We start from the raw sequence: 26,491 nt of genomic DNA, 5'->3' as shown, positions 1-26,491 counted from the left end.
GCCGTACCCAGCCATTGAACCACTGTTTGGACTAATGCTGGTAATGGTCGGAGCAGCCGGTTGATAGGTAAAGCCTCCGCTTAATACCGCATTGGATACCCCATTATTGACCACCACATTCACCGCCAAGGCCCCACTCACATAAGCTGGGGTTACGGCCGTAATGCTGGTTGCGCTGTTCACGATAACGCCTGCAGCCGCAATACCGCCAATGGTGACCGTAGTTGTTGGCGTAAAGCCGGTACCAGTTAAGGTTACGGTAGTACCCCCTGCGACAGGACCAGTACTTGGACTAATACTTGCCAAAGTAGGCGCAATCGCCGTATACGTAAAGCCTCCGTTTAGTGTCGCACTACCTGCCGTGTTGGTCACCACCACATCTTTTACCAGTGAACCACTGACATAAGCTGGGGTGCTTAACGTAATCGTCGTGGCATTGACGACGGTCACGGTGGCGGGGATACCGCCAATGGTAACCGTCGTACCCGGTATAAAGCCCGTACCCGTAATTGTGGCACTCGTGCCTCCGGCAATGGAACCCGTATTGGGAGAAATCGTACTTAACGTCGGAGCTGCTGCCAGATAAGTAAACGCTCCGGTTAACGTAGCATTCGCCGTGCCATTACTGACGCCAACATCAACCAGTAAAGGACCACTCACATACGCCGGCACGGTGGCAGTGATGCTGGTGTCGCTCACCACCACGACATTGGTCGCCGCAACACCGCCAAAAGTAACTGCGGTAGTGCCCGTCAGATTCGCGCCCGTCAGCGTCACGTTCGTACCTCCCGCAACACTTCCAGTCACAGGACTTAAGCCGCTTAAGGTTGGCGCTAGAGTCACGTAGGTAAAGCCTCCACTTAAGGTGGCGCTATTCACGCTGTTGCTCACAACCACATCCACTGCCCCACTAGTGTGAGCAGGGGTGACGGCGGTTAATGTCGTGCTATTGACCACCGTTACATTAGTGGCGGCGGTACCACCTAAAGTCACACTCATTCCTGGAACAAAGCCACTGCCCGTTAAGGTAATGGTCGTACCCCCTGCGATGGAGCCACTCGCCGGTGTAATGCCGCTTAAGCTTGGGGCAACTGCCGTGTAGGTAAAACCACCCGCTAATATTGCATTAGAAATACCATTATTTACTACCACATCGGCAACTAAGGCACCCGCTAGGTAAGCCGGTGTGGATGCAGTAATAGTGGTGGCATTGACGACAGTAATATTAGTTGCTGTCGCTCCGCCTATAGTCAGCGTAGTACTTGGTGTAAAATTAGTGCCCGTAATCACAACCGAAGTACCACCTGTAACTGGGCCACTATTGGGAGCAATAGAGCTTAGGGTTGGTGCGGCTGCCTGATAAGTAAAACCATTGACTAAGACTGCTGTGCCAACACCATTATTAATAGCGACATCAACGGTTAAAGAACCGCTTATATAGGCCGGCGTGACTGCAGTTAAAGTAGTTGAACCACTAACAACCACATTCGTTGCGGCAACGCCTCCAAAACTGACCGTAGTTGTTGGCGTAAAATTAGTTCCCGTTAAAGTAACTACTGTACCACCCGCCATTGAGCCAACATTGGGGATAATCCCTGTTAATCCGGGAGCAACTCCAGTGTAGGTAAATCCGTTCGTTAAGGTGGTACTACCCGCTTCATTATAAATTGTTACATCTTTGGTTAATGAACCATTTATATAGGCCGGGGTAGTAATCACCAAGGTTGATGCATTAAGTACATCTATGCTGGTAGCAGCAACGCCTCCAATCGTTACCGTGGTGTTCGGCGTAAAATTATCTCCTGACACAGTTACCGATGTTCCTCCTAATACAGGGCCCGTATTTGGCGAAATCGTACTTATTGCTGGTAACGAAACTTCATAGGTGAAACCACCAGTTAAGGTCGCAGTGGTGATCCCATTATCAATAACTACATCTGCTGCTAATGGCCCATTAACATAAGCAGGCGTAACAGCCGTTAAGGTTGTAGCATTTTCAATGATGATCGAGGTCGCAGCGACTCCACCGACAGTTACTGACGTTCCAGGAGTAAATCCTGTACCCGTCAGTGTAATGGTTGTACCTCCAACCATAGGGCCTGAGCTGGGTGTAACATTGGTGAGCGCTGGAGCAATCGCCACATAAGTATATCCTCCAGCTAGAGTTGCGCTGGCAACGCTGTTAGTAACAACTACATCACTGACTAAAGCCCCACCAACATAAGCAGGGGTAACTGCAATTAAGGTTGTGTCATTAATCACCTGAATACTGGTTGCCGCCACACCACCAATAGTCAGATTCGTTGCTGGAGTAAAATTGGTGCCACTTACAGTCACTGCAGTACCGCCGGCGATCGAACCACTATTTGGCGTAATGCCTGTAATCGTGGGCGCAGCGGCTTGGTAAGTAAATCCGCCACTTAATATTGCATTAGATACGGTATTATTTACTACTACGTCAGCAGTTAAAGAGCCACTAACATAGGCTGGTGTTACAGCCGTCAGGCTAGTAGCACTAGTGACCACAATCCCAGTAGCTGCAACACCACCAATGCTTACCGTTGTTCCTGGAGTAAATCCAGATCCAGTTAACGTAATAGTGGTTCCCCCGCTAACGGGGCCTGTAGCGGGACTAATGTGCGTTAATGTCGGGGTAATTGCAGTGTAAGTAAACCCCGCAGTTAAAGTAGCACTACCCGCGCTATTGCTCACTACTACGTCAACCACTAAAGGACCACTCACATAGGCAGGTGTTGTGAACGTTAAGCTGTCCGCATTAATCAGGCTTACATTCGTTGCCGCAACTCCGCCAACAGTAACCGTTGTACCGGGTACAAAACCTGTTCCTATAATCGTTACTGCTGTACCTCCAGCAATAGAACCATTATTAGGAGAAACAGTGCTGATCGTGGGTATTGTTGCAACATAAGTAAAGGCATCAGATAAGGTTGCATTAGCAGCACCATTGCTTACCGTAACATTAACAACTAATGGGCCACTCACATAAGCGGGAACCGTGGCAGTTACACTAGTATCATTGACCACAGTAACATTAGTTGCTGCAATGCCTCCAACAGTAACCGCGTTAACCCCAGTTAAATTAGTACCAGTTAAAGTAATTGCTGTACCACCATTAACACTACCAGTAGCAGGGGTAATACCTGTAAGTGTCGGAGCACTAGAAGTATAAGTAAATGCATTATTTAAACTTGCAGTACTGGTGCCATTATCAACCACAACATTCACTTGCCCACTGGCATGAGCAGGTGTTACGGCCGTTAGGCTGGTCGCACTAATTATTTGCACACCTGTTGCCGCAATACCCCCTATTGTTACAGTAGTTCCAGGAATGAAACCACTACCAGTTAAGGTAATCGTTGTACCACCGGAAGTAGAACCACTATTAGGGATCACACTGCTTAAAGTAGGCGCCAATGCGGTATAAGTGAATGCCGAAGGCAACACGGCAGTTGCCACACCATTGTTCACTTCCACATCAACCGTAAGTGAGCCATTCACATAGGCCGGAGTTATTGCAGTTAAGGTATTGGCATTGACCACGCTAACATTAGTTGCCGCAATGCCGCCTAAGGTTACTGTGGTATTAGGAGTAAAATTAGACCCCATAATAATTATTGCCGTGCCACCATTAATTGATCCCGCATTTGGGCTAATTGAAACAATAGTTGGGTTCGCCGCCTGGTAGGTAAAGGCTGACGTTAAAACAGCATTGGAAACTCCATTATTTACCATGATGTCAACACTTAATGGCCCATTAACATAAGCAGGCGTTACAGCAGTCATGCTGGTTTCACTGGTCACCGTAATAACCGTAATATTAGTTGCAGCAATACCACCAAAAGTTACGGTAGTACCTGGGGTAAAATTAGTACCGGTCAACGTGACAACGGTTCCCCCGACAGTGGATCCCACGCTTGGTGCGCTATTTACCAAAGTAGGTGCATTAGGAATGTAGGTATATCCTTGCGGAAGTACCGTTGCGCCCGCTTCATTGGCAATGGTTACGTTTTTAATTAGGGAGCCGCTGAGATAAGGAGGTGTTACCGCAGTCAAGGTTGTCGCATTAAGAACTGAGACATTAAATGCAGTAATACCGCCAATACTCAATGTAGTTGCTGGCGTAAAATTAGTTCCTGTGATTGTTAAAACTGTTCCACCATCAACAGTTCCAGAGTCTGGGGTAATACTGGCTATGGTTGGTGATGAAGGCACATAGGTGAATCCACCCGATAAGGTTGCATTAGATACCCCATTAGTTACGGTTACATCCGCAACCAATGCACCACTAACATACGCTGGGGTAATTGCGGTTATAGTTGTGGAATCCACCATGACTATACCGGTGGCAGTGATACTACCAATTGTTACGGTAGAACTTCGTGTAAATCCAGTGCCTGTTAGAGTAATTGTCGTGCCACCAGCAGTTGATCCTGATGCAGGTGAGATGGAATTTAAGGTTGGAGCCATTGGCGTATAAACAAAGCCTGCAGCTAAAGTCGCGGTACCCACGCCATTATTCACTACCACATCTTTAATCAAAGCACCACTTACATAAGCGGGTACCATCAGGGTTATTGTACTTTCATTGATGACAGTAATGTTACTGGCTGCTATTCCTCCTATAGTTACCGTTGTTCCAGGAACAAAATCTGCACCGCTTATGGTTGCGGTAACTCCGCCAGCCACCGTACTGGTATTTGGGCTAATACTAATAATGCTCGGCGCCATGGCTTGATAGGTAAATCCGCCAACTAAGGTGGCATTGGTACTGCCGTCGCTAACCGTCACATCCGCCGCTAATGGACCACTTACATACGCTGGCACAATTGCCGTCACCGTATTGGCATCAACCACCGCCACATCCGTTGCCGGGATACCGCCCACCGTTACTGAGGTAGTGCCTGATAAATTAGTCCCACTCAAAGTTATAACCGTACCACCAGCCACGCTACCGGTGAAGGGACTAACCCCGCTTAGGCTTAGGTCGCCACCTACATAAGTAAAGGCTGCAGTTAGCGTTGCAACGCCTGCACCATTGTTCACCGTGACATCAGCAGCACCACTGGCATGCGCCGGGGTTACTGCCGTTAAGGTCGTATTATTAAGTACCTGCACATTTACGGCATCGATACCATCCAAAAGTACTGTGGTTCCAGGGACAAAACCTGTGCCCGTTAAAGTAATGGTTGTTCCGCCTGCTGTAGTTCCACTGCCTGGTGTAATCGCTGTGAATGTGGGTGCTGCTGCTGTATAAGTAAATCCCCCTGCTAACGTGGTACTGCCCTCGGCATTTGTCACCGTCACATCAGCAGCCAAAGCACCACTCACATAAGCTGGTACCACTGCAGTAAGAGAACCTGTACTCGAAATCGTTATGGAACTGGCGGGTATGCCACCGATGGTTACCGTAGTACCCGGTACAAAATTACTTCCAGCAATAGTTATTACCGTACCGCCTGTAGCTGGGCCCGTGTTAGGGCTCACACTACTGATGCTGGGAGCTTCGGGCTGATACGCAAACCCATTCGCTAACGTGGCACTGCTAATCCCATTATTAACCACAACATCAACGGATAAAGGACCACTGCTGTAAGCAGGCGTTATCGCAGTCAGCGTAGTAGAATTCACCACCGTAATCGCCGTTGCTGCCATCCCTCCAAAAGTAACCGTGGTGCCCGGTGTAAAGCCGCTACCTGTTAGCGTTACGGTTGTGCCGCCTAAAATGGAACCGGTTCCAGGAGTAAGCCCGGTTAAGCTAGGGGCACTTTCAATATAGGTAAATCCAGCAGTAAGGGTGGCACTACCTGCTCCATTATTTACAATGACATCTTTAATTAATGAACCGCTGATATAGGCTGGAACTGTAGCAGTTAGGGTAGTGACATTGCTAACATGAATATTAGTTGCCGCAATGCCCCCAATTGTTAAGGAAGTTGTAGGAACAAAACCGCTGCCACTTACCGTAATGCTTGCACCACCGGCGACTGAATCGCTATTAGGGGTAACACTAGTCAGCGTGGGCGCAATGGATTGATAAGTAAAGGCTTGCGATAAAACAGCATTGGACACACCATTATTCACCATCACATCAACCGTTAGTGGTCCACTGATATAAGCAGGTGTTACCGCCGTTAAGGTGGTAGCGCTACCTACCGTAACATTAGTTGCCGCCACACCACCAAAAGCCACTGTGGTACCCGGTGTAAAACCGGTTCCAGTTATGGTTACTAAAGTACCACCCGCACTTGAACCTATAGATGGACTAAGACCGCTTAAAGTAGGAGCGCCCACCACATAAGTAAATCCCCCTGTTAAGGTTGCGCTACCGCTGCCATTATTAACTACTACATCCGCAACTAAAGGACCACTGACATAAGCAGGAACCGTTAAAACTAAGGTCGTGGAGTTAACTACAGTAATAGTACTAGCCGTTACCCCGCCAATTGTTACTGTTGTTCCAGGAACAAAACCAGATCCACTTAGGGTTGCAGTTATCCCTCCCGTAATAGGACTACTATTGGGACTAATTGTATTAATTGTTGGTGTTGTAGGTTGATAAGAAAAACCCCCAACTAAAGTGGCATTTGTACTGCCATTACTAACAATGACATCAACTACCAAAGGACCACTGATATAGGCAGGAACTACGGCGGTTATCGTTGTGTCATCGGCTACAACAACATTCGTAGCAGATACATCGCCGAACGTAACGCCGGTCATTCCAGTTAAACCAGTTCCAGTTAAGGTAACTGAGAAACCTCCAGTAACACTTCCGGTCGCAGGACTAATTGCAGTTAAAACAGGAGCATTAGCAATATAAGTATATGCCCCAGCCAACGTAGTACTGCCCACGCCATTGTTAACTACAACATCAACGATACCAGCAGTGTGAGCGGGAGTCACCGCGGTAAGTGTGGTTGCATCAATAACTTGCACATTAGCGGCAGCAACGCCCCCAAATGTTACTGTCATCCCCGGTATAAAACCAGCACCAGTAATAGTAACTGTGGTTCCCCCAGTAACCGCCCCTGATGTTGGACTAATGGTTGAAAGGATGGGGGCAACGCCAATATAGGTAAATCCACTATGAAGTGTGAAACTGCCCGCGCTATTACTTACTGTCACATCTTTAATTAAAGAGCCACTTACATAAGCAGGAGCAACCGCTGTCAAGGTAGTAGAGTTAAGCACAATAACCGAAGTAGCAGCAATATTGCCCAGAGTTACCGTTGTACCCGGAACAAAACCATTACCACTAATGGTAAATAAGGTTCCGCCTTGTACTGAGCCAGTATTTGGACTCACACTGTTTATTACAGGCGTGGTAGCTTGATAGGTAAACCCATTAGCCAGCGTTGCATTCGATGTTCCGTTATTCACAATGACATCTACAACTAATGAGCCACTAATATATGCAGGGATCGTTGCTGTCATTGAGGTCGGACTAATGAAGGTGACACTTGCTGCCGGGATAGCACCAAAACTAGCCGTTGAATTAAGAGTAAAACCTGTACCGGTTAAGGTCACTACGGTTCCACCGGTAACTGAGCCCGTGCTTGGCGTAATACCTGTTAACGTAGGCGCATTTGCTATATAGGTGTAGCCTCCTGGCAAGGTAGCACTACCTATTCCATTATTAAGAGTTACATCCTTCACTAGGGAACCACTCACATAAGCAGGAATCGTTGCGGTTAGAGTGTTTACATTGGTTATATTAATATTAGTTGCCGCAACGCCACCTATATTTAAAGTAGTCCCCGGAACAAAGCCACTGCCAGATACGGTCACTGTAGCCCCACCCGCTGCAGAGCCGCTATTAGGTGTAATACTTTCTAATGTAGGTGTTATCCCCTGATAGGTAAAGGCTCCGCTTAGGGTTGCATTAGACACACTATTACTAACCACCAGGTCGACCGTTAAAGGACCACTAATATACGCTGGAGTCACTGCAGTAAGCACATGAGCATTGTTTACTGTGATATTAGTCGCAGGAATATCGCCTACAGAAACAGTGGTATTAGGCGTAAACCCTGAGCCTGAAACCGTAATAAATGTGCCTCCCGCCAAAGGGCCAACGCTTGGTATAACTCCAGTTATCGTGGGACCTACTGCGGTATAAGTAAAAGCAGCAGTTAAAGTTGCAGTACCAACACCGTTATTAACCAGTACATCTTTAACTAGTGAGCCGCTCACGTAAGCAGGCACGGTCAGAGTAATTGTGCTTGCATTCACTACTGTAATATTATTCGCAGTAACCCCTCCAATCATCACTAAAGTGCCTGGAACAAAATTGGTGCCGCTTATGGTTGCGGTAACTCCGCCAGCCACCGTACTGGTATTTGGGCTAATACTGATAATACTCGGCGCCATGGCTTGATAGGTAAATCCGCCAACTAAGGTGGCATTGGTACTGCCGTCGCTAACCGTCACATCCGCCGCTAATGGACCACTTACATACGCTGGCACAATTGCCGTCACCGTATTGGCATCAACCACCGCCACATCCGTTGCCGGGATACCGCCCACCGTTACTGAGGTAGTGCCTGATAAATTAGTCCCACTCAAAGTTATAACCGTACCACCAGCCACGCTACCGGTGAAGGGACTAACCCCGCTTAGGCTTAGGTCGCCACCTACATAAGTAAAGGCTGCAGTTAGCGTTGCAACGCCTGCACCATTGTTCACCGTGACATCAGCAGCACCACTGGCATGCGCCGGGGTTACTGCCGTTAAGGTCGTATTATTAAGTACCTGCACATTTACGGCATCGATACCATCCAAAAGTACTGTGGTTCCAGGGACAAAACCTGTGCCCGTTAAAGTAATGGTTGTTCCGCCTGCTGTAGTTCCACTGCCTGGTGTAATCGCTGTGAATGTGGGTGCTGCTGCTGTATAAGTAAATCCCCCTGCTAACGTGGTACTGCCCTCGGCATTTGTCACCGTCACATCAGCAGCCAAAGCACCACTCACATAAGCTGGTACCACTGCAGTAAGAGAACCTGTACTCGAAATCGTTATGGAACTGGCGGGTATGCCACCGATGGTTACCGTAGTACCCGGTACAAAATTACTTCCAGCAATAGTTATTACCGTACCGCCTGTAGCTGGGCCCGTGTTAGGGCTCACACTACTGATGCTGGGAGCTTCGGGCTGATACGCAAACCCATTCGCTAACGTGGCACTGCTAATCCCATTATTAACCACAACATCAACGGATAAAGGACCACTGCTGTAAGCAGGCGTTATCGCAGTCAGCGTAGTAGAATTCACCACCGTAATCGCCGTTGCTGCCATCCCTCCAAAAGTAACCGTGGTGCCCGGTGTAAAGCCGCTACCTGTTAGCGTTACGGTTGTGCCGCCTAAAATGGAACCGGTTCCAGGAGTAAGCCCGGTTAAGCTAGGGGCACTTTCAATATAGGTAAATCCAGCAGTAAGGGTGGCACTACCTGCTCCATTATTTACAATGACATCTTTAATTAATGAACCGCTGATATAGGCTGGAACTGTAGCAGTTAGGGTAGTGGCATTGCTAACATGAATATTAGTTGCCGCAATGCCCCCAATTGTTAAGGAAGTTGTAGGAACAAAACCATTGCCATTCACCGTAATGTTCGCACCGCCCGTAACTGAGTCGCTATTAGGGGTAACACTAGTCAGCGTGGGCGCAATGGATTGATAAGTAAAGGCTTGCGATAAAACAGCATTGGACACACCATTATTCACCATCACATCAACCGTTAGTGGTCCACTGATATAAGCAGGTGTTACCGCCGTTAAGGTGGTAGCGCTACTGACCGTAACATTAGTTGCCGCCACACCACCAAAAGTCACTATTGTACCGGGTGTAAAATCGGTTCCAGTTAGTGTTACTAGAGTACCGCCCGCGATCGAACCTATTGTTGGACTAATGCTGTTGAGAGTAGGAGCATTAGGTGTGTAGGTAAAGCCCCCTACTAAAGTCACACTACCTACCCCATTATTAACCACCACATTTTTTATTAAAGGCCCGCTCACGTAGGCAGGAATGGTCAAGGTAGCCGTTGTTGCATTAACTACATTAATATTTGTTGCCGCTACACCACCAATGGCCACAGTGATCCCGGGAACAAAATTAGTCCCATGAATAGTAGCAACCACCCCTCCGGCAACAGAACTTGTGTTGGGACTAATGGAACTAAGTGTTGGTGGACCTGCCTGATAAGTAAATCCACTCACTAAAGTTGCGTTAGAGCTATTATTGCTCGCAATTACATCGACGACTAAAGGCCCGCTGATGTAAGCAGGAGCTACAGCCGTTACTGTCGTATCATTTACCACCACCACATCTGTAGCGGCAACCCCTCCGAAATGGACATTAGTCATTCCAGTTAAACCAGTTCCTGTTAATGTTACGGGAAAACCACCCGCAACACTACCCGTAGTCGGATTAATTGCAGTAAGCGTAGGAGCATTAGCAAGATAAGTGTAGGCAGCACTTAAGGTGGCACTACCAACACCATTATTAACAATCACATCTACAGTGCCACTGGCATGTGCAGGGGTCACTGCAGTTAATGTGGTTGCATCAAGAATATGCACATCTGTGGCGCTAGTCCCTCCTAAAGTGACGGTTGTGCCCGTAACAAAACCGTTACCTCTTAATGTAATCGTTGTCCCACCTGCAGTAGCTCCACTGGTTGGTGCCAGACTGGATAATTCAGGAGCACTAGCTATGTAGGTAAATCCCCCGGTCAAAGTAAAAACGCCTTCGCCATTATTTACCTGAACATCTTTCACTAAAGGACCACTAATATAAGCCGGTATCGTAGCCATTAAAGTTGTTGGGTTAATGACCGTAATATTGGTTGCCGGTATGCCGCCAATAGTAATGGTGGTTCCTGTTGCAAAACCACTACCGGTAACGGTAATTGTAGTCCCCCCTGCCGTCGATCCCTGGTTTGGTGAAATATGGCTGATCGATGGGTTACCCAACTGATAGGTAAAGCCATTAACTAAAGTAGCATTTGATGTTCCATCACTAACCAATACATTAACAGTTAACGTGCCTCCATTGTACGCGGGAGTAACCGCTGTGATTGAGGTACTGCTATTAACCACAAAACTGCTTGCCGGCACACCACCAAAAGAAACGGAAGTAATCGCATCCAGATTGATCCCTGTAATTGTTGTCGTTGTGTTACCATCGACCGAACCGATATTAGGAGTAATACTGTTAATTTCAGGAGTAGTGCTTGTATATGTAAATCCATTGGAAAATGTAGTACTTCCTGCGGCAGTTGTTACTACAATTGCAACGACTCCTGCTGCATGTGCGGGAGTAACTGCTTCAATTAGCGTAGGTGAAATACTAATAATTTCTGCATTAATCCCACCAATAGTAACTGTGGCATCGTTAGTAAAATTCTGCCCTACTATACTTATTAAAGTATGGCCTCCAGTATTTCCTGTGCTTGGAGCTACTGAGGTGATTTGTGGAATACCAAAAGCAGCGGTAGTATAGGTATACCCATTAGTTATTGTTGTCTGTTGCCCGTCCTCATTTTTGACTATGACAATAACAGGCACCGATTTGTGCGTAGATTCTGCAAGAGTAACCACTCGCGATAAAGCCGCGGGTATCGTTACTGACAATTGCACAGGTGAAATATATTTTACGGAGGCAAATTGCCCATCGATCAGTACACTGGGAGGATCGCCATTAAAATTTGTCCCATTAATGGTAATCACATTACCACCCCCTAATGGTCCACTATTAGGATTCAGAGATTGCACGCTGGGAGCAAGTAGGCGGACAATTTGTTCCGCAATCGCAAGTACCTGATTCATTTTCACCGCAGGCTCTCTTACCCAGGTTGTCAAATCAGAAAGAAAGGCGTTTGGATTAATTTGATAATCTTTTTCTCTTGAGCGATCTATATCTCCTAAAAATGCGACCTTCACCCCAACCATATTATTATCCGGCGTGGGGTTTTTCGACACAATGCGCTGGGCAAAAAGAGAAATCTCTGTTTGCGCTGACGAAAAGAATGGGGACAGCCAAGACAAAGCAGCATTAAATGAATTATAAATAGCCCGATATTCAAAGCCACCAGTAAATTTCAAGCGTGAAGTAAGCAGCTGCTCCAGATTAACCGTAGTACCAAATCCCTGGCGGTTATATCGTGAGTTTGAGGAAAATATGGTGCTGTAATGCAGCTGATCATAATTTAACCGTGCTTGCAGCAATGTTTTCGGACTAAGTAACAAGGTAAAGCCCAAATCAGCTCCAGAACTGATTCCCCCAGCGATATTACGTTCGTTAATACAAGCTAACCCCGTAGGATTACCCAAACAATTCATTCCATTAGACATATAAACAACTGGCGATAACTGCATATTATGTGCCGCAGCATAGTAACCGCCAAAATCCAGAGCCTTAACCAAAAAATTCTCATAAAAAACTTTTTGATATCGCCCTCCTACAGCATCCTGGTTTATGCGGCGATAAATTGAACCTGAATCAAACATAAAGGGTAAGCGCTGATTTAAACGCTCTGCAGAAACTTTGATTAAACTGGATGGGCTTAATTGCAAGCCCAGCGTACCATTGTATCGATATTGATCGTTACCATACTCACCTAATAAGCCAAAGGCCCAAATATCCGATAATTTTTTTATATATTGCGCTGTTACATAGGTGCCAGTGAGATCACTGTAATTTACGCCTAGATTAAGTGGCCCGGTTAAACCAAATTGCTCACTGCTAAGCGCTAGATTAGCAGGGGCCTCCATTGGGGGCATCGTATTATTGGGTTTAAACCCGGATGAACTTGTGGCCAAGCTTCCCGCATTCAGGGGATTCCTTCCCATATCGCCAGCAACTGTTCCCAAACTAGATAGCATTAATACAAACGCCGCAGTCCTTTGCAGAGTTTTAAGCATAAATATATTCCAATTGAATTTTATTAAAAAAATACAATATTGTGTTTTTTAGTAAAATTCAATGGTTTTCATCTATAAAAATAATGAAATTTATTATTTCATTAGCTGATTAATTTTTTTATTCTGGTATATTTTATATACAAAATATCCTTTGTTTTTAAAAATAGTCTATACTTATGTCGCAGAATCTTAATTTTCTGTAATCTTTTCTTTAAAAAAATTGACATCGAGAGCCCACTTATTACAATAGATTATGTACTGTAATGGATAAATATTAAAAATAAAATTTGGCTATCCAATTTTATCATAATATTTAATATTCTTTCCATGTTAAAATTTGAATTTGATTTGAATAGAGAACTTTATAAAATTGTTGGAGAACGCCTTAAAAGCGTAAGGATGCAGTTGGGTTTTTCCAGGCGCGAGTTTGCAGATAAATGCGGTTTTTCCGCTGCAACACTTCAAGCATGGGAAGACGGAAGATACCCTGTGCCTAAAAAAAGTATGATCAAATATGTGAAAACCTTATTTGATTGCGGCCTGATCACATCTCCTGAATGGTTTATAAATGGCGAGGGGCTACCTCCAAGGCCAATTAATAAATTCTCACTTAATTCCATTGCTGAAAAAGATGCAATTTTGCGAGAGATTAATTTCTTTGAATCAGAAAATAAAAATCCAATTATTACAGTAATTACCGACGACTCAATGCAGCCTTTTTATGCAATTGGCGATTATGTTGGTGGTAAATTAGTTCCTGTAGATTACGCAGATCACTATATTGGCACTTTTTGTATTGTAAAATTAATTACAGGAGAAACGCTGGTAAGAAAATTAAGACCCAGCTCTGAAGAAGGACGTTATAATTTGATCTGTACTAATTTAGATACCAGTTCCACTACCCCGTTCCTCATTAATTGTGAAATTACGGAGTTAGCACAGGTTATTTGGCATAGAAAAGTAGAATTATCGCTGGAATTAGAGTAGTACCTAAGGTATGGAAGATGTAGATGTCATTATTGTTGGTGCAGGGGCTGCAGGCCTCATGTGTGCAATTGAAGCCAGCAAACGGCATCGTAAGGTCCTGGTACTTGATCATGCCAATAAAGTAGGCAAAAAAATTTTAATGTCAGGTGGTGGTCGCTGTAATTTTACTAATTACTACATTGAACCTGAAAAATATAATTCCCATAATCCTCATTTCTTTAAATCCGCCTTATCACGCTATACGCAGTGGGATTTTATTTCCCTGGTGAAAAAACACTCTATACCCTTTCATGAAAAAACTCTAGGACAATTATTTTGTGATAATAAATCAAAGGACATTGTCGATATGCTCCTAAAAGAGTGTGATAATGCGGGAAGTAGGATCCTGTTACAAACCAGTATTGAAAAAATTCAAAAAGACCAAAAGTTTAAGTTGCATACTTCAAAAGGAATAGTCCATTGTGAGTCATTGGTTATTGCCAGTGGCGGCTTATCTATTCCGACTATGGGCGCCAGCCCTTTTGCCTATAAAGTGGCAGAACAATTTGGCATGAAAATATGGCCTACCCGCGCAGGCTTGGTCCCACTAACACTGGATGTTAGTGAAAAAGAAAAAATAGCCTTACTCTCTGGGGTTAGCGTCGATAGCATAGCCAAAAATGAGCGCATTGAATTTCGCGAAAATACCCTATTCACCCATCGTGGCTTAAGTGGTCCTGCAATTTTACAGTTATCCTCTTATTGGCATGCAGGAGAGCACATTAATATTAACCTACTCCCCGAAATCAACCTGTTAGAAACCTTAAAAGCCGCAAGAACCAGCAGCCCACATAAACAATTAAATTCTATTTTAACTAATTATCTACCTAAACGAGTTGTTGAGTTATTTACTCCAGCCCCCCTGGCAGAAAAGAAATTAGCTGATTTAGCCAATCGTGATTTAGAGCAAGTAGCTAAACAACTTAATTCCTGGCAAATAAAACCTAATGGAACAGAGGGCTATCGCACCGCCGAAGTAACTATTGGCGGCGTTGATTGCAATGCCGTTTCCTCAAAAACGATGGAGGCCAATGAAACTCCTGGACTTTATTTTATCGGTGAAGCATTAGATGTGACTGGATGGCTTGGCGGCTACAACTTTCAATGGGCCTGGTCCTCAGGATGGGCGGCTGGGCAGGTTGTGTAGTCTATAGTAGTTAACCAAGGCGTTTCTTAATCCCCCCTTAACATTGATCATTTATAATTCGCATGGCTTATTTAGTACTTCTAATGGAAGGGGCGAAGAAATAATATGAAATTAATCGAAAATAATACCGTGCTAGTCAGGGTTGATGAACATGATATAAACGAGGATGGCTCACTTACCCTTCCAGCCTCCGTCACCTCCATTCGGAGAAATACGTTTCCGCCCTTTTCAAAGGTGAAAACAGTCATATTCCCCCAGGGCTTTCGCTCTATTGATGAGCAGGTATTTTCGGGATGCACTGAGCTAGAAACGCTTATTTTTCCTGAAACCCCTATTTCTATTGGTAACGAAGCTTTAGCCGACTGTAGCAAACTTAAAATACTTATCCTTCCTCAGGGATCTTTTATTGGTAGAGGTGCATTGAGAGGATGCAATAGTTTAGAAACTCTTATTATCCATAAAGATTCTATTAGGGAAGAAGTACTTAGGGAATGCAGTAGTCCGGCTCTAAAAATTATCGACCTTCCTGATGAGTTTATTTTGGGTCCAAGAGAATTTGCCCATTGCTATTATTTGGAACGCATTAACCTTCCCGCGAGACTCTCTTCTATTGGTGATGAAGCATTTTTATATTGTAAGAAATTATCCATCATCACAATTCCTCAAGGAGTTACATTGATTGGAAATAAGGCATTTTATGGATGCCATAGCCTGGAAACCGTTATTCTTCCTGCAGGATTGAGGTCCATAGGTGAGCAGGCTTTTGCAAACTGCCCTATACGTAGAATTTTAATTTCCAGTACAGATGAGACTGAGATTACGCGTATTACAGCTTTATTACCAAAAAATTTACAATGTAAAGTAATTCCCAACGAGTTAGCCGATGAGGTTTTTGGTTTCATTAAAGAACAGCTTTCCATAATTGCACAAACATCTACACCGGCAATTAATCCTTTGTATCAAAACATGATAATGCGTCATCGGCTTTCAGACGATTTATTGCATTATATCAATAGTTTTAATAGCGATAATATTTATCATCAAATAACTAAAGAACTCATCGATACCATTCCTTTTCCTAAAAATAAGAAAGAGATGGCATCTTACAAAGATAAAGTACAGCAAATCAGTGAGCGAATTATTAAAGTTCTTTATTTCGCCAATAACTTAAACGAATTATTAAACGCAATGGAGCATAATGAGCATGTATTTAGAGAAGAGGGGCATGCAGACGCGGCAGATGCAGCAGAAGAGCTCCATCAACAAATAAGGATTAGCCTTAATCACTATTCCTTTTTCAGCCGTGATGAGGAATTTAATGAGATCTGTCATGAGGCAATAGATGAGGCACGATCATTATTGCAAGAGCATCGTCCTATCAATCCCGCTCCCCTTCCATTCTCAGAGGAGGTCACCCTAGGCGAATTAGAGCAGGCAGCGGATGAATTATTTCAAGCTCAGCAGGACCTATTTTCAAATTATCCAGGCATTTAGTTTTGCCACGCCGTGACCTCTGGAAATCATGAGGGCATTTTATAAGCATAAAATGTGACGTCAAAAAAGGTGAATGCCGTTATAACCTACCGCACCCGAGTCATCAAATAGAGTCCCAGCACGGCAAAAATCACCGTTGGGCCTAAGGCAGCTAAAGCAGGGGGTAATTGAAATACGGTACTCACTGGTCCAAAAAAACGACTTAAAATATGAAAGCCAAATCCAACCGCAGCACCAACCAATAATTTGGACCCCATAGTTGAAGAACGCAAAGGCCCAAAAATAAACGGAATCGCCAAGACCATCATCACCATCGTTGTAAAGGGTTGAACGATACGTTGCAGAAAGGCAAATTGATAAGTATGCACATTTTGATGACTACGCTTTTGTTCGCGGATATAGCGATTGAGTTCACGTAAGGTCATTTCATCGGGGTCAATACTGCTAATGGTTAAAATTTTAGGTTTTACCGGCACATCCCAAGGCATCATAGCAAAAGTCTGTGCAACGGTGCGGTCCTCCCCAAATTCAGTTTGTTGCACGTCATAAGCCATCCAGGCTTGATTGCTGTATTTAGCCTCTCGAATAAAACGGGCAACCTTTAAATGATGCTGAGCATCAAAACGAAACTGGTATATATCATGCAATACATAGCCTGGAAGAACCTGGCCTACAGAAATAAAATCATTATTATTACGTAACCAGAAGCCTTTGGAAGTTCTTAATGTTTGCCCACCACTTACCGCAGCCGTTTTATAATCATTGGCATAATGGGATAGAAACGGGATGAGCGTTTCACCCAAGATAGTAACGAGAACAATTAAGAGAACAGATGCTTTTAAAACTGCGCCGGTAATTTGTATTATCGATTTTCCGGAAGAGCGCATCACCACCAATTCACTGTGATTGGCCATAATACCTAAGCCAATCAAACAGCCTAGCAAACTGGCCATAGGAAAGAATAGATACACTTGATAAGGCATTTGCAAAAGAACAAAAAATGCAGCTTGCATAATTCCATAATCAACTCGCCCTAAATCACCAAGCTGGTCAACAAATAAAATGAAAATCTGCAGCCCTACCAACATTAAGGTAACCATCCCAATGGACATAAGAACAGTTTTTGCAATATAACGATCGAGAAGGTTCATGCTAATTTCACCTGATTACGCCAGATTAGGAATAACCCCAGAGCCGCTACGAGAAGATGAATCCACCACAGCCCTATCCATTGGGGAACCGCTCCAGAAACAACTGCATTACGTCCAATGAACATCAAGTTGGCATAGAGGATGTAAATAATAATTGCCGGGAATAACTTAGCATATTTACCTGAACGTGGATTAATACGGCTTAAAGGTACCGCAACTAAAGTAAGGGTGAGCACCATTAATGGTACCGATAGGCGCCATTGTAATTCCGCTGCTTTACCGCGATCGGGATTATTTAATGGCCATAAACTGGCAGTGCTGAATGTACGCAAATCATCACTGATTTTAACAATTGGGTGAGGCAAACGTGCTTTGTACTCCCCAAACTCTGCTATTTGGTAATTGGCATGTCCAGGGGTTCCCTGATACTCTTTACCATCTTGCAGGATAATATAGTCTTCCCCTGTTTTGGTATCAGTTTCAGCATAGGCTTTATCCGCCCAGAGAACATCCCAACGAACTTTATCTTTATCAGTGCTGCGTTTTGCCAAAAATACTTGTTCCGCCTTTGTATGATCACGACTCATTGATTGCACATAAAAAACTTGTTGTCCATCATCAATCCCATGAAATCGCCCTGGCATGATGGTTTGCACTAAAGTTTGAATCCCGGTAGTACGTAATAGTTTGGCACGCTCAATATAGATATATGGGCTAGCCCAGATCATTACTGCAGCAACGATAACTGCAACCACTGATGCCATAATGAAACTATGTTTCAGCAACTGGCCTGAGCCATAACCGCAAGCTCTTAACACAGTCATCTCACTTTCGGCATATAAGCGTCCATAAGCGACAAGCATCGCAATATAAAAGCCTAAGGGAACCAACAGGCTGAGCAAAGTGGGTAGTTCGAGCATCATCAACTTCATGATAATAACTCCGGGAATACTTCCTGAAGCTGCCCGATTTAAATATTGAATTAATTGATTACTCAAAAAAATTAAAACGAGTATGGATGTTAGCGCAACCAAAGTGACGAACACTTCTTTAGCTAAATAACGAAAAATGATCACTCAATGCCCCTGTATCGAGGATATAAACAGCCCTTAGTAATAGAGAAAACACCATCCCTGATAAAAAGTACATTGTAACCTCTTGCCCGCAACTTAAAAAGTTTTTTCTAGATTTTAAATAATTACTTTCGGGCGAAGTTTTCTCCAGGCTAGATGATTTGATAGAAATTTCCTAATCGCCATAACTTATTAAATTTAAAAAACCTTAGACTATAATTTAATTAATTTATTTAACAATCAGCAAAAAAATATCTTCACCGAAATCCTGCAAAAATTCAGGACTCGACAAAACGATATGAAGCGTTGGAGATCATGATGCGTGTTCTAATAACTGGCGGTGCTGGATTTATAGGTTCGAACTTAGCAAAATATCATGTGCAAAAAGGAGATGAAGTTATTGTTATTGATAATTTATCCACCGGTAGGATTGAAAACATCAAAGCATTACAACAACAATCTAATTTTACTTTTTATAAAAAAGACTTGCTTAAATGGAAAGGACTTACTCAAGCGCTAGTGGGCGTTGATAGAATCTATCATATGGCCGCAGTCGTCGGTATGTTTCACGTTTTAAACCACCCCGTTGAAACCTTAAAATGCAATATTTTTGCTACTTTAAAGCTTATGGAGGCCATTCGTTCCATCGGTAGTAAACCCCTAGTGCTTATCGCATCCAGTTCCGAGGTTTATGGTAATCAACATAAAACCATGAGCGAGAATACCCCATTGATTATTGAAAGTAGTATTACCAGCCATGCTTCTTATGTAATTAGCAAACTTAGTGATGAATCCATCGGCTTATCTTTTTGGCATAAGCATCAAATCCCAACGATTATCCTTCGACTTTTTAATACCGTTGGACGCAATCAATTATCGCGATACGGTATGGTGGTGCCACGATTAATTAAGCAAGCACTGCATAATGATCCCATTACTGTATTTGGTGATGGCACGCAAAAAAGATCTTTCTGCAATGTAGAAGATTCCGTTAATTTAATTGATCGACTCGCCAACAATTCAGCCTCCGTGGGCGAAATTGTTAATGTGGGTTTCAATGAAGACATAAGTATTAACACCTTGGCAAAAAAGATAAAAAAAATTTGTACTAGCCAATCGACCATCACCCATATTCCCTTTAGTGAGGTTTATCATAATGACTTTATCTACATCGCCGATCGCAAACCAGACATTAGCAAACTCTTGCGCCTGACCCACTATACTTATAAATGGAATATAGATACGACCATTGCAGATATTGCCGCCTACTTTAAACAAATAGGTATAAAATGATAATAACTTATTTAGGACATGCAGGATTTTGCGTAGAAACCACCTCAACGATTATCGTTCTAGATCCTTGGTTATCCGCATTTGGGGCTTTTGATTCCTCTTGGTTTCAATATCCAAGAAACCATCACATGGCTCAATATGTTATTAATTTATTTAATAACAGCGAAAAAGAAAAATACCTCTACATCAGCCATGAACACAAAGACCATTTTGACCTTCCCTTTTTAAACGCGCTTGAAAATAGAGACTTCTCCTTTATTTTGGCCGATTTTCAACACCCAATTGTCAAAGAAACTTTACTGCAAAAAAATTATCAATGTAAACAAATTATTGAATTAAAAGACCAGGAAAACCTGATATTTCAAGATGGCACCAGTTTCACTATGTTCGTTATTGACTCAGAACTTGAATGCGATTCTGCGGTCCTTATCAAAGCAAACTCCAAGAGCTTTCTTAATATTAACGACTGCAAAATTAACGAGCGCTTAGAAAACATAACTAAAGAGTATGGCCCCATTGATGTCTTTGCTGCCCAGTTTTCTGGGGCCATTTGGCATCCAACCTGCTATGACTATGATTTACTTACTTACGAAAAAATATCCCTAAGCAAAAAAACCGTCAAATTTGAACTCACGGCACGCGCGATCGAAATCGTAAAACCTACTTTTTATTTTCCCTCTGCCGGGCCTCCCTGCTTTCTTGACCCAATGCTTATCCATAAAAACTTTGAGCCAATTAATATTTTTCCCAGGGCTCCTGAACTTATTACGTTTTTAAATAAGCGTTGTAAAAATTCAAATACCCAATGGCCTGAGGTTATGCCAGGCGATGCTCTGGATGTGGTGACATCTCAATGGGTTCATCTTGCACCCAAGCGCCTCAACGATGCTGACTTTTATGAAACGGTGCAGACTTATGCAGCTGATTACACTAATTATTTTTATCAGCGTGAGCTTGAAAATAATCACATAAACCCACAGCAGGTTTTTTTGGCCTTACAAAAAGATTTAGAGGAAAAAATTAAAGGCTTAAAATTAGTTCATGAAGCGGTAACCGTTCCTCTTTATTGGAAAATCCAAGATTATGATTGGATGTACCAGATTAATTTTAAAGAAAAAAGCTTAACCAAGGTCAAAACCATCACCGACCCTCACCATTATTACTTGATCGAAGCACCCGCTTGGCAAGTACATAAAGTATTGCAAAAGGAAATTAATTGGCCCGATTTTGCTTTGACCTTTAGGGTAAAATTGTCTCGTAAACCCGATTTGTATAATACCTTAATCCATGGCTTTATTACGTTAGATGCCAACAGTATTGGCAGGCTTTGTGAACTAATGAAATCTTATCTAGAGCGTCGAGAACGCATCATTGTTCATTATGAAGGAAAGCAGTATTCCATTTTAAGATATTGCAAACATCAGGGAGCGGATCTGTCGCAAGGATGGATTGAAAATGGTTGCTTAGTCTGTCCAAGACATCGTTGGCACTATGATCTAAAAGATGGAGGCAAATGCACCACCAATCTAACCAGCATTGAGGCGATCTGCTTGGATTCTAACGCAGAGAAAAAATAGAGCACGGTTCAGCGGCTGCCACAACTAATGCAATAAATTATATGATTGGCGCTCGGTATGTGATATTTTTTAGTTAAACAAACAGGAGTTTTTATTGTGACAAAAAAATGGATTTTTGTACTAACTTTGGCTTTGCCTTTTCTTTTTTCATGCACCAAAAGTATCGTCAATTACAGCTCATGCGTTCCTATTAATCTGAGTGAAAAAATAGCCGTTATTCCCTTTGTAAATAATACCGAAACTCCGCTTGCCGATGAGCGAGCCATGTCCATAACCGCTTCGGTTTTAGAATCCAAAGGCATTTGCCACCTTGCGATTTATCAAAATAGCATGTCAGGAAGAGTTTTGTTTCCTGGGATGAATCAGGTCCAAACAAGAGCAGCTCTACTCAAATGGGCTCGCCGCGTTCATGCTCGTTATGCCATGACCGGAAGCGTTAACGAATGGACTTACAAAATCGGCCTTGATGGGGAACCGGTTGTCGGGATTGCCTTGCAACTAATTGATCTGAAAACAGAACGCGTCGTATGGACTGCAGTAGGCAGTTCAAGCCGAGGAAGTCGTATTGCCGTGACTACCGCAGCACAAGAGTTAATAAACTCATTACTCAAAGGCTTATACCAAACAAATTGCCTGCGTGGAAAATGGAATGACAAATGAGAATACGCTAGCAGCATGGGGAGAATCGTTAGTAATAACAATTTTATTTCTATCTGCTAGCGTGCTTTTACCATAGACCAGCACTCTTTTTTTTAAATCGGAACTTTAGAGTCTCGAGTTTTAAAATATTTATGATGGTTGATTAGGCTATACTCCCCCTTATATAACCCCGATATAAGGATAACAAAATGGGACGCTATTTAGTGACCGGTGGTGCAGGCTTTCTTGGGTCGCATTTGGTTGATGATTTAATTAAAACGGGACATGAAGTTACAGTCATCGATGACTTCTCTACGGGAAGTTATGAACACCCACAAGCAAGAACAATTAAAACTAACATACTTAATGAAGAACAAGTTCGCCCTTATTTCCAAAATATTGAGGGTTGCTTTCATTTAATTGGCATTCCTTCAGTAATTATGACTATGGAAGATTGGTTTCACTTTCATGCCACCAACATGAAAGGAAGTTTAGTGGTTTTTAAATTAGCCATTGAAGCGGGTAATATTCCAGTCGTTTATACGTCTTCCTGTGCTGTGTACGGTGAGACGCCTCAACTGCCCCTTAAAGAGAACCAATTAGTGAAGCCCCTTTCCTCTTATGGTTGCGATAAATTGGCCGTTGAATTAAATGCTTATGCTTTAGGGAAAAATTACCAATTACCAACTCTGGGCCTGCGCCTCTTTAATTTATATGGACCAAGACAATCACCCACCTCGCTTTATTCCGGAGTAATCACTAAATTTATTAATGCGCTGAAAAGCAATTCGTCTCCGGTAATTTTTGGTGATGGTGAGCAAACGAGAGATTTTATTTTTGTCAATGATGTGGTTAATGCCTTAGTTAAGGCAATGAATAAAGTAAGTGCTGATGGCGAGGTTGTTAATATATGTACAGGCAAAGGAATTAGCATCAGTCAATTAGCATTGGAAATAACCAAGCTAATGGGGAAAAATATTAATCCAACACACGCCCCGAAACGTTCTTACGACATTATGCATTCGCTAGGCTCTGTTGAAAAGATGCATGCTTTTGGCTTTGAAGCAACCTCCAAATTCTCCGAAGGATTGCAAGAGACTATCGATTTTTTCTTAACTAAATGAGACTTAGCAATGCTTTATTAGAACTTACATTTGCCATGAGAGGTATTATATAGAGCATTGTAAATATAGTAAGGCCGCCGAGGATGGTGCCTAATGAAATATCGCCTGGTAATCTGATAAAACCAGTAGCCGAACAAATGTTAAACAGAATTAATAAAATATAATCTATACTTTCTATAAGACGAACGCCATACGGAAGGGACATTATGACGCAAATCGTTGCAATAATAGGGGTTGGTTATGTCGGTCTACACAGTGCGCTTACCCTCTCCAATGCAGGAATAAAAGTGATTGCTTATGATATCAATGAGCAACGTATTAAGGAACTTGCTTCTGGAGTTGACCAAAATATGGAAATTACAGAAGTTCAGAGCCAAAATATAAATTTCACCTACAACCCAGAACTACTAACAGAAGCAAATTGTTATTTAATTTCTGTACCCACCCCCATAAACTCACACAAAATTCCCGATCTGCGTCCATTAAAAACCGCGTCAAAACTTGTTGCTAAGGTTTTAAAAAGGGGAGATCTCGTTATTTTAGAATCAACGGTATTCCCCGGTGCAACTCGCGAATTATTAATCCCCATTCTTAATGCACGCAGCGGATTAACAAGCGGTACTGATTTTTTTGTGGGCTACGCCTCAGAACGTATCGTTCCTGGGGATGAACATTTGACCCAACTCAATACTTCAGTCCGTGTCATCTCAGGACAAAACGAACAAGCGTTGAAAAAAGTAGAACAATTCTACCAATCAATTCCTGGGATAAAACTGCATAGCGCTTCAAGCCTTGAAGTGGCTGAATCTAGTAAGCTCCTGGAAAATATCCAACGCAGTGTTAATATATCTCTGATGAATGAATTTGCTCAGATCATGGATAAGCTGGAAATCCCATTTCATGATGTATTGGAGGCTGCAAAAACCAAATCCAACTTCCACCCCTATACTCCAGGTTTAGTTGGAGGACATTGCATTCCTGAAGACCCCTATTATTTGATTTACCAAGCCAGCACCTCCGATTGTATTCACAATTTAATAAGCTGTGCCTATCAAACGAATCAACAATTTTATTATTTTATAATTAATAAATTAACTACCTTGCTCATTAAGCAAAAAATACTGGTATCTAATGCTAAAATTGCGATTTTAGGCATGAGCTTTAAGGCAAATGTTAATGATATACGCCATAGTTTATCAATTAACTTATACGATAATCTTAAAACTATGGGCATCAATGTTCTCGCCTGCGACCCTTTAGTCGTTCATGAAAAAATGGATATGAATTGGATTGATTTAGACGAGTTAGAGCAATGTGATGCAATTGTCCTTTGCCAAGCCCATGAAGAGTTTATTCAATTTGGTGCGTACAAGATGAGTAATAAACTCGTTGAAAACGGTGTGTTTATTGATATTCCAGGAGTATTTGCTCATTCTTCAGAGCTAAGAAAAGATATTCGTTATTGGGGGTTATAAGTGTAGTATTAAAAGCATAGCCTTGATGCACATATCGTAATCAAGGCTACGTCTTTTTAATCTATGAAGCTTTCTTAGCTTCGTCAACCAAGCCTAACATCGCTTTTTCAAAAATTTGAAAAGACTTTTGCATGTACTCTAATGCCTTATGACCATTTTCCACAGCCAAATTAATTTGCTTTTCAAATAGCTCTTCAGGCTTTTTAATCTTAGCAAGTTCTTCTGGCTTTAGGTAAGTCATTGCCTGCATTGTTTTTATATTTAACCCGGCGATGGCTTGAAGTGGCTCTTGCAACTTCTTAGCCATATCGCTCCATTTTTCAAAATTAGGTTGGTTCATAATAGTCTCCACATTATGTTGCATTGCACAATTTAATAATAGTATATGATCTCGTTTTCTGTCAACTAATTAACTAATTATTTTGCTGCAACGCAGCATGAGGTGGTTTATTAGAGCCTTAATAATAAGCTAGTGTTTAAACTCAAAAAAAACCGCTTAACAGCGGCTTTTCAAGAAGATACAAACTTATAATTAGTGCTTATCAGATGTTGTTCTTTTAGCTTCCTCTACCAGACTTAACATTGCCTTTTCAACAATTTGAAAAGATTTTTGCATGTAATCCAAAGCCTTATGACCGTTTTCAACAGCCAAATTAATTTGTTTTTCTAATAATTCTTCAGGCTTTTTTATATTAGCAAGTTCTTCTGGTTTAATATAAGTAATACCTTGTAATGTTTTAACATTTAATTCAGCGATGGCTTGGAAAGGCTCTTGTAACTTTTTAGCCATATCGCTCCATTTTTCAAAATTAGGTTGATTCATGATATTCTCCACTATTATGTTGCATCGCACAATTTAATAATAGTATATTGTAAACATTGTTGTCAATGCCTTAGAAAATTATTTTTTGCAGTGCAACATAATTAGGAATTAAGCCGGCCTAGTAACACCATCCTAAGCTTCTTAAAAACATCACCGGCGAGGTTTTTCGAGAAAGGAGCGCGAAGAATAGCGCGTATTAATTCGTGCCCCATTTAGGAAAGGCCTGCCTATCGAAAAGATTTAAGATAGTCATTAGCGCATCCTATGTCTTAGCAATGCGGGCAATGACAGATTCCAGCAATAATGGTGGAAAAATATCTTAAGACTTAAATAAAGACTGCCACTGCTGCATCATCGTTTGCATTTGCTGATTCCAGTTTTCCGTAGCTTGAGTATAAGGGTTAGTTTGTAATGGCTTTTCCATAACCATAAACATTTGCTCCATCATTTTTTTTAATGAAGCATGCATTGGATGATTCGCTAAAGAAATGATTTGGCGCAAAATGGCTGAGGATAAGAATTGATTTGCCCCGGCTTCCATCTCGACAATAATCTGGAGCAAAATGGTATTTGTTAAATCTTTTCCAGTCATAGAATCTTCAACGCTAAATTGAACCCCATCCACAACATAACGTTGCAGTTCTTCGAGAGTTATGTATTGGCTGGTTTCTGTATCATAAAGTCGACGATTTTTATATTTTTTTATTAATCGAGTCATAGCGTTCTC

At 42.5% G+C, this 26,491-nt stretch carries 14 protein-coding genes; 8 read left to right on the top strand and 6 right to left on the bottom strand.

Annotated features, from left to right (window positions below):
• Positions 1-12,942, bottom strand: a 12,942-nt coding sequence (locus BN3124_RS16955) for an IPT/TIG domain-containing protein (RefSeq protein WP_058533404.1), incomplete at its 3' end; no start/stop codon positions are given.
• Between the two features lie 327 nt (positions 12,943-13,269).
• On the opposite strand from BN3124_RS16955, the gene BN3124_RS03065 reads away from it, so the two are divergent.
• From BN3124_RS03065 to BN3124_RS03055, 3 genes are all read left to right on the top strand, one after another.
• The gene (locus BN3124_RS03065) at positions 13,270-13,929 is read left to right on the top strand and encodes a helix-turn-helix domain-containing protein (RefSeq protein ID WP_058533403.1); all 660 of its coding nucleotides are present in this window, start codon (positions 13,270-13,272) and stop codon (positions 13,927-13,929) included.
• 10 nt (positions 13,930-13,939) lie between these two features.
• Positions 13,940-15,115 carry a BaiN/RdsA family NAD(P)/FAD-dependent oxidoreductase gene (locus BN3124_RS03060; RefSeq protein ID WP_058533402.1) on the top strand — a complete coding sequence of 392 codons (1,176 nt, stop codon included), beginning with the start codon at positions 13,940-13,942 and terminating at the stop codon, positions 15,113-15,115.
• 105 nt (positions 15,116-15,220) lie between these two features.
• Positions 15,221-16,609: a leucine-rich repeat domain-containing protein gene (locus BN3124_RS03055; RefSeq protein ID WP_058533401.1), complete on the top strand. Its 1,389-nt coding sequence runs from the start codon at positions 15,221-15,223 to the stop codon at positions 16,607-16,609.
• An 86-nt stretch (positions 16,610-16,695) separates the two neighbouring features.
• Here BN3124_RS03055 and lptG read toward each other — a convergent pair whose 3' ends face one another.
• Together lptG and lptF are read right to left on the bottom strand one after the other, a co-directional pair.
• Entirely contained in the window at positions 16,696-17,766 is a 1,071-nt protein-coding gene (gene lptG, locus BN3124_RS03050) for an LPS export ABC transporter permease LptG (RefSeq protein WP_058533400.1), read from the bottom strand.
• Positions 17,757-18,836, bottom strand: coding sequence for an LPS export ABC transporter permease LptF (gene lptF / locus BN3124_RS03045; protein WP_058533399.1), 1,080 nt, complete (start codon positions 18,834-18,836; stop codon positions 17,757-17,759). Before lptF ends, lptG begins: the two co-directional genes overlap by 10 nt.
• 312 nt (positions 18,837-19,148) lie before the next feature.
• Between lptF and BN3124_RS03040 the strand changes: the two genes are divergently transcribed.
• From BN3124_RS03040 to BN3124_RS03015, 5 genes are all read left to right on the top strand, one after another.
• The gene (locus BN3124_RS03040; protein WP_078061459.1) at positions 19,149-20,126 is read left to right on the top strand and encodes an NAD-dependent epimerase/dehydratase family protein; all 978 of its coding nucleotides are present in this window, start codon (positions 19,149-19,151) and stop codon (positions 20,124-20,126) included.
• On the top strand, positions 20,123-21,703 hold the full coding sequence (locus BN3124_RS03035; RefSeq protein WP_058533397.1) for a Rieske 2Fe-2S domain-containing protein: 1,581 nt from the start codon (positions 20,123-20,125) through the stop codon (positions 21,701-21,703). The genes BN3124_RS03040 and BN3124_RS03035 overlap by 4 nt, the downstream gene beginning before the upstream one ends.
• Before the next feature lie 96 nt (positions 21,704-21,799).
• A complete protein-coding gene (locus tag BN3124_RS03030) occupies positions 21,800-22,363 on the top strand; it encodes a hypothetical protein (RefSeq protein WP_058533396.1) in 564 nt (187 codons plus the stop codon).
• A gap of 188 nt (positions 22,364-22,551) precedes the next feature.
• Positions 22,552-23,466: an NAD-dependent epimerase/dehydratase family protein gene (locus BN3124_RS03025; RefSeq protein ID WP_058533395.1), complete on the top strand. Its 915-nt coding sequence runs from the start codon at positions 22,552-22,554 to the stop codon at positions 23,464-23,466.
• Positions 23,467-23,672: 206 nt separating this feature from the next.
• Positions 23,673-24,941 (top strand): nucleotide sugar dehydrogenase, encoded by a 1,269-nt coding sequence (locus BN3124_RS03015; protein WP_058533393.1) that lies wholly within the window; start codon positions 23,673-23,675, stop codon positions 24,939-24,941.
• Between the two features lie 61 nt (positions 24,942-25,002).
• On the opposite strand, the gene BN3124_RS03010 is transcribed toward BN3124_RS03015, so the two are convergent.
• The 3 genes from BN3124_RS03010 to BN3124_RS03000 all read right to left on the bottom strand — a co-directional run bounded on the left by BN3124_RS03010 (position 25,003) and on the right by BN3124_RS03000 (position 26,482).
• The gene (locus tag BN3124_RS03010) at positions 25,003-25,281 is read right to left on the bottom strand and encodes a phasin family protein (protein ID WP_058533392.1); all 279 of its coding nucleotides are present in this window, start codon (positions 25,279-25,281) and stop codon (positions 25,003-25,005) included.
• Positions 25,282-25,473: 192 nt separating this feature from the next.
• On the bottom strand, positions 25,474-25,764 hold the full coding sequence (locus tag BN3124_RS03005) for a phasin family protein (RefSeq protein WP_058533391.1): 291 nt from the start codon (positions 25,762-25,764) through the stop codon (positions 25,474-25,476).
• 319 nt (positions 25,765-26,083) lie between these two features.
• Complete coding sequence (locus BN3124_RS03000; protein WP_058533390.1) at positions 26,084-26,482, bottom strand: polyhydroxyalkanoate synthesis regulator DNA-binding domain-containing protein; 399 nt, start codon at positions 26,480-26,482, stop codon at positions 26,084-26,086.
• Positions 26,483-26,491: the final 9 nt, after the last annotated feature.

The organism is Legionella saoudiensis (assembly GCF_001465875.1).
GTDB lineage: Bacteria > Pseudomonadota > Gammaproteobacteria > Legionellales > Legionellaceae > Legionella > Legionella saoudiensis.
Note: the sequence above shows the minus strand (reverse complement) of the source record. Positions and strands in the feature narration are given on the sequence as shown.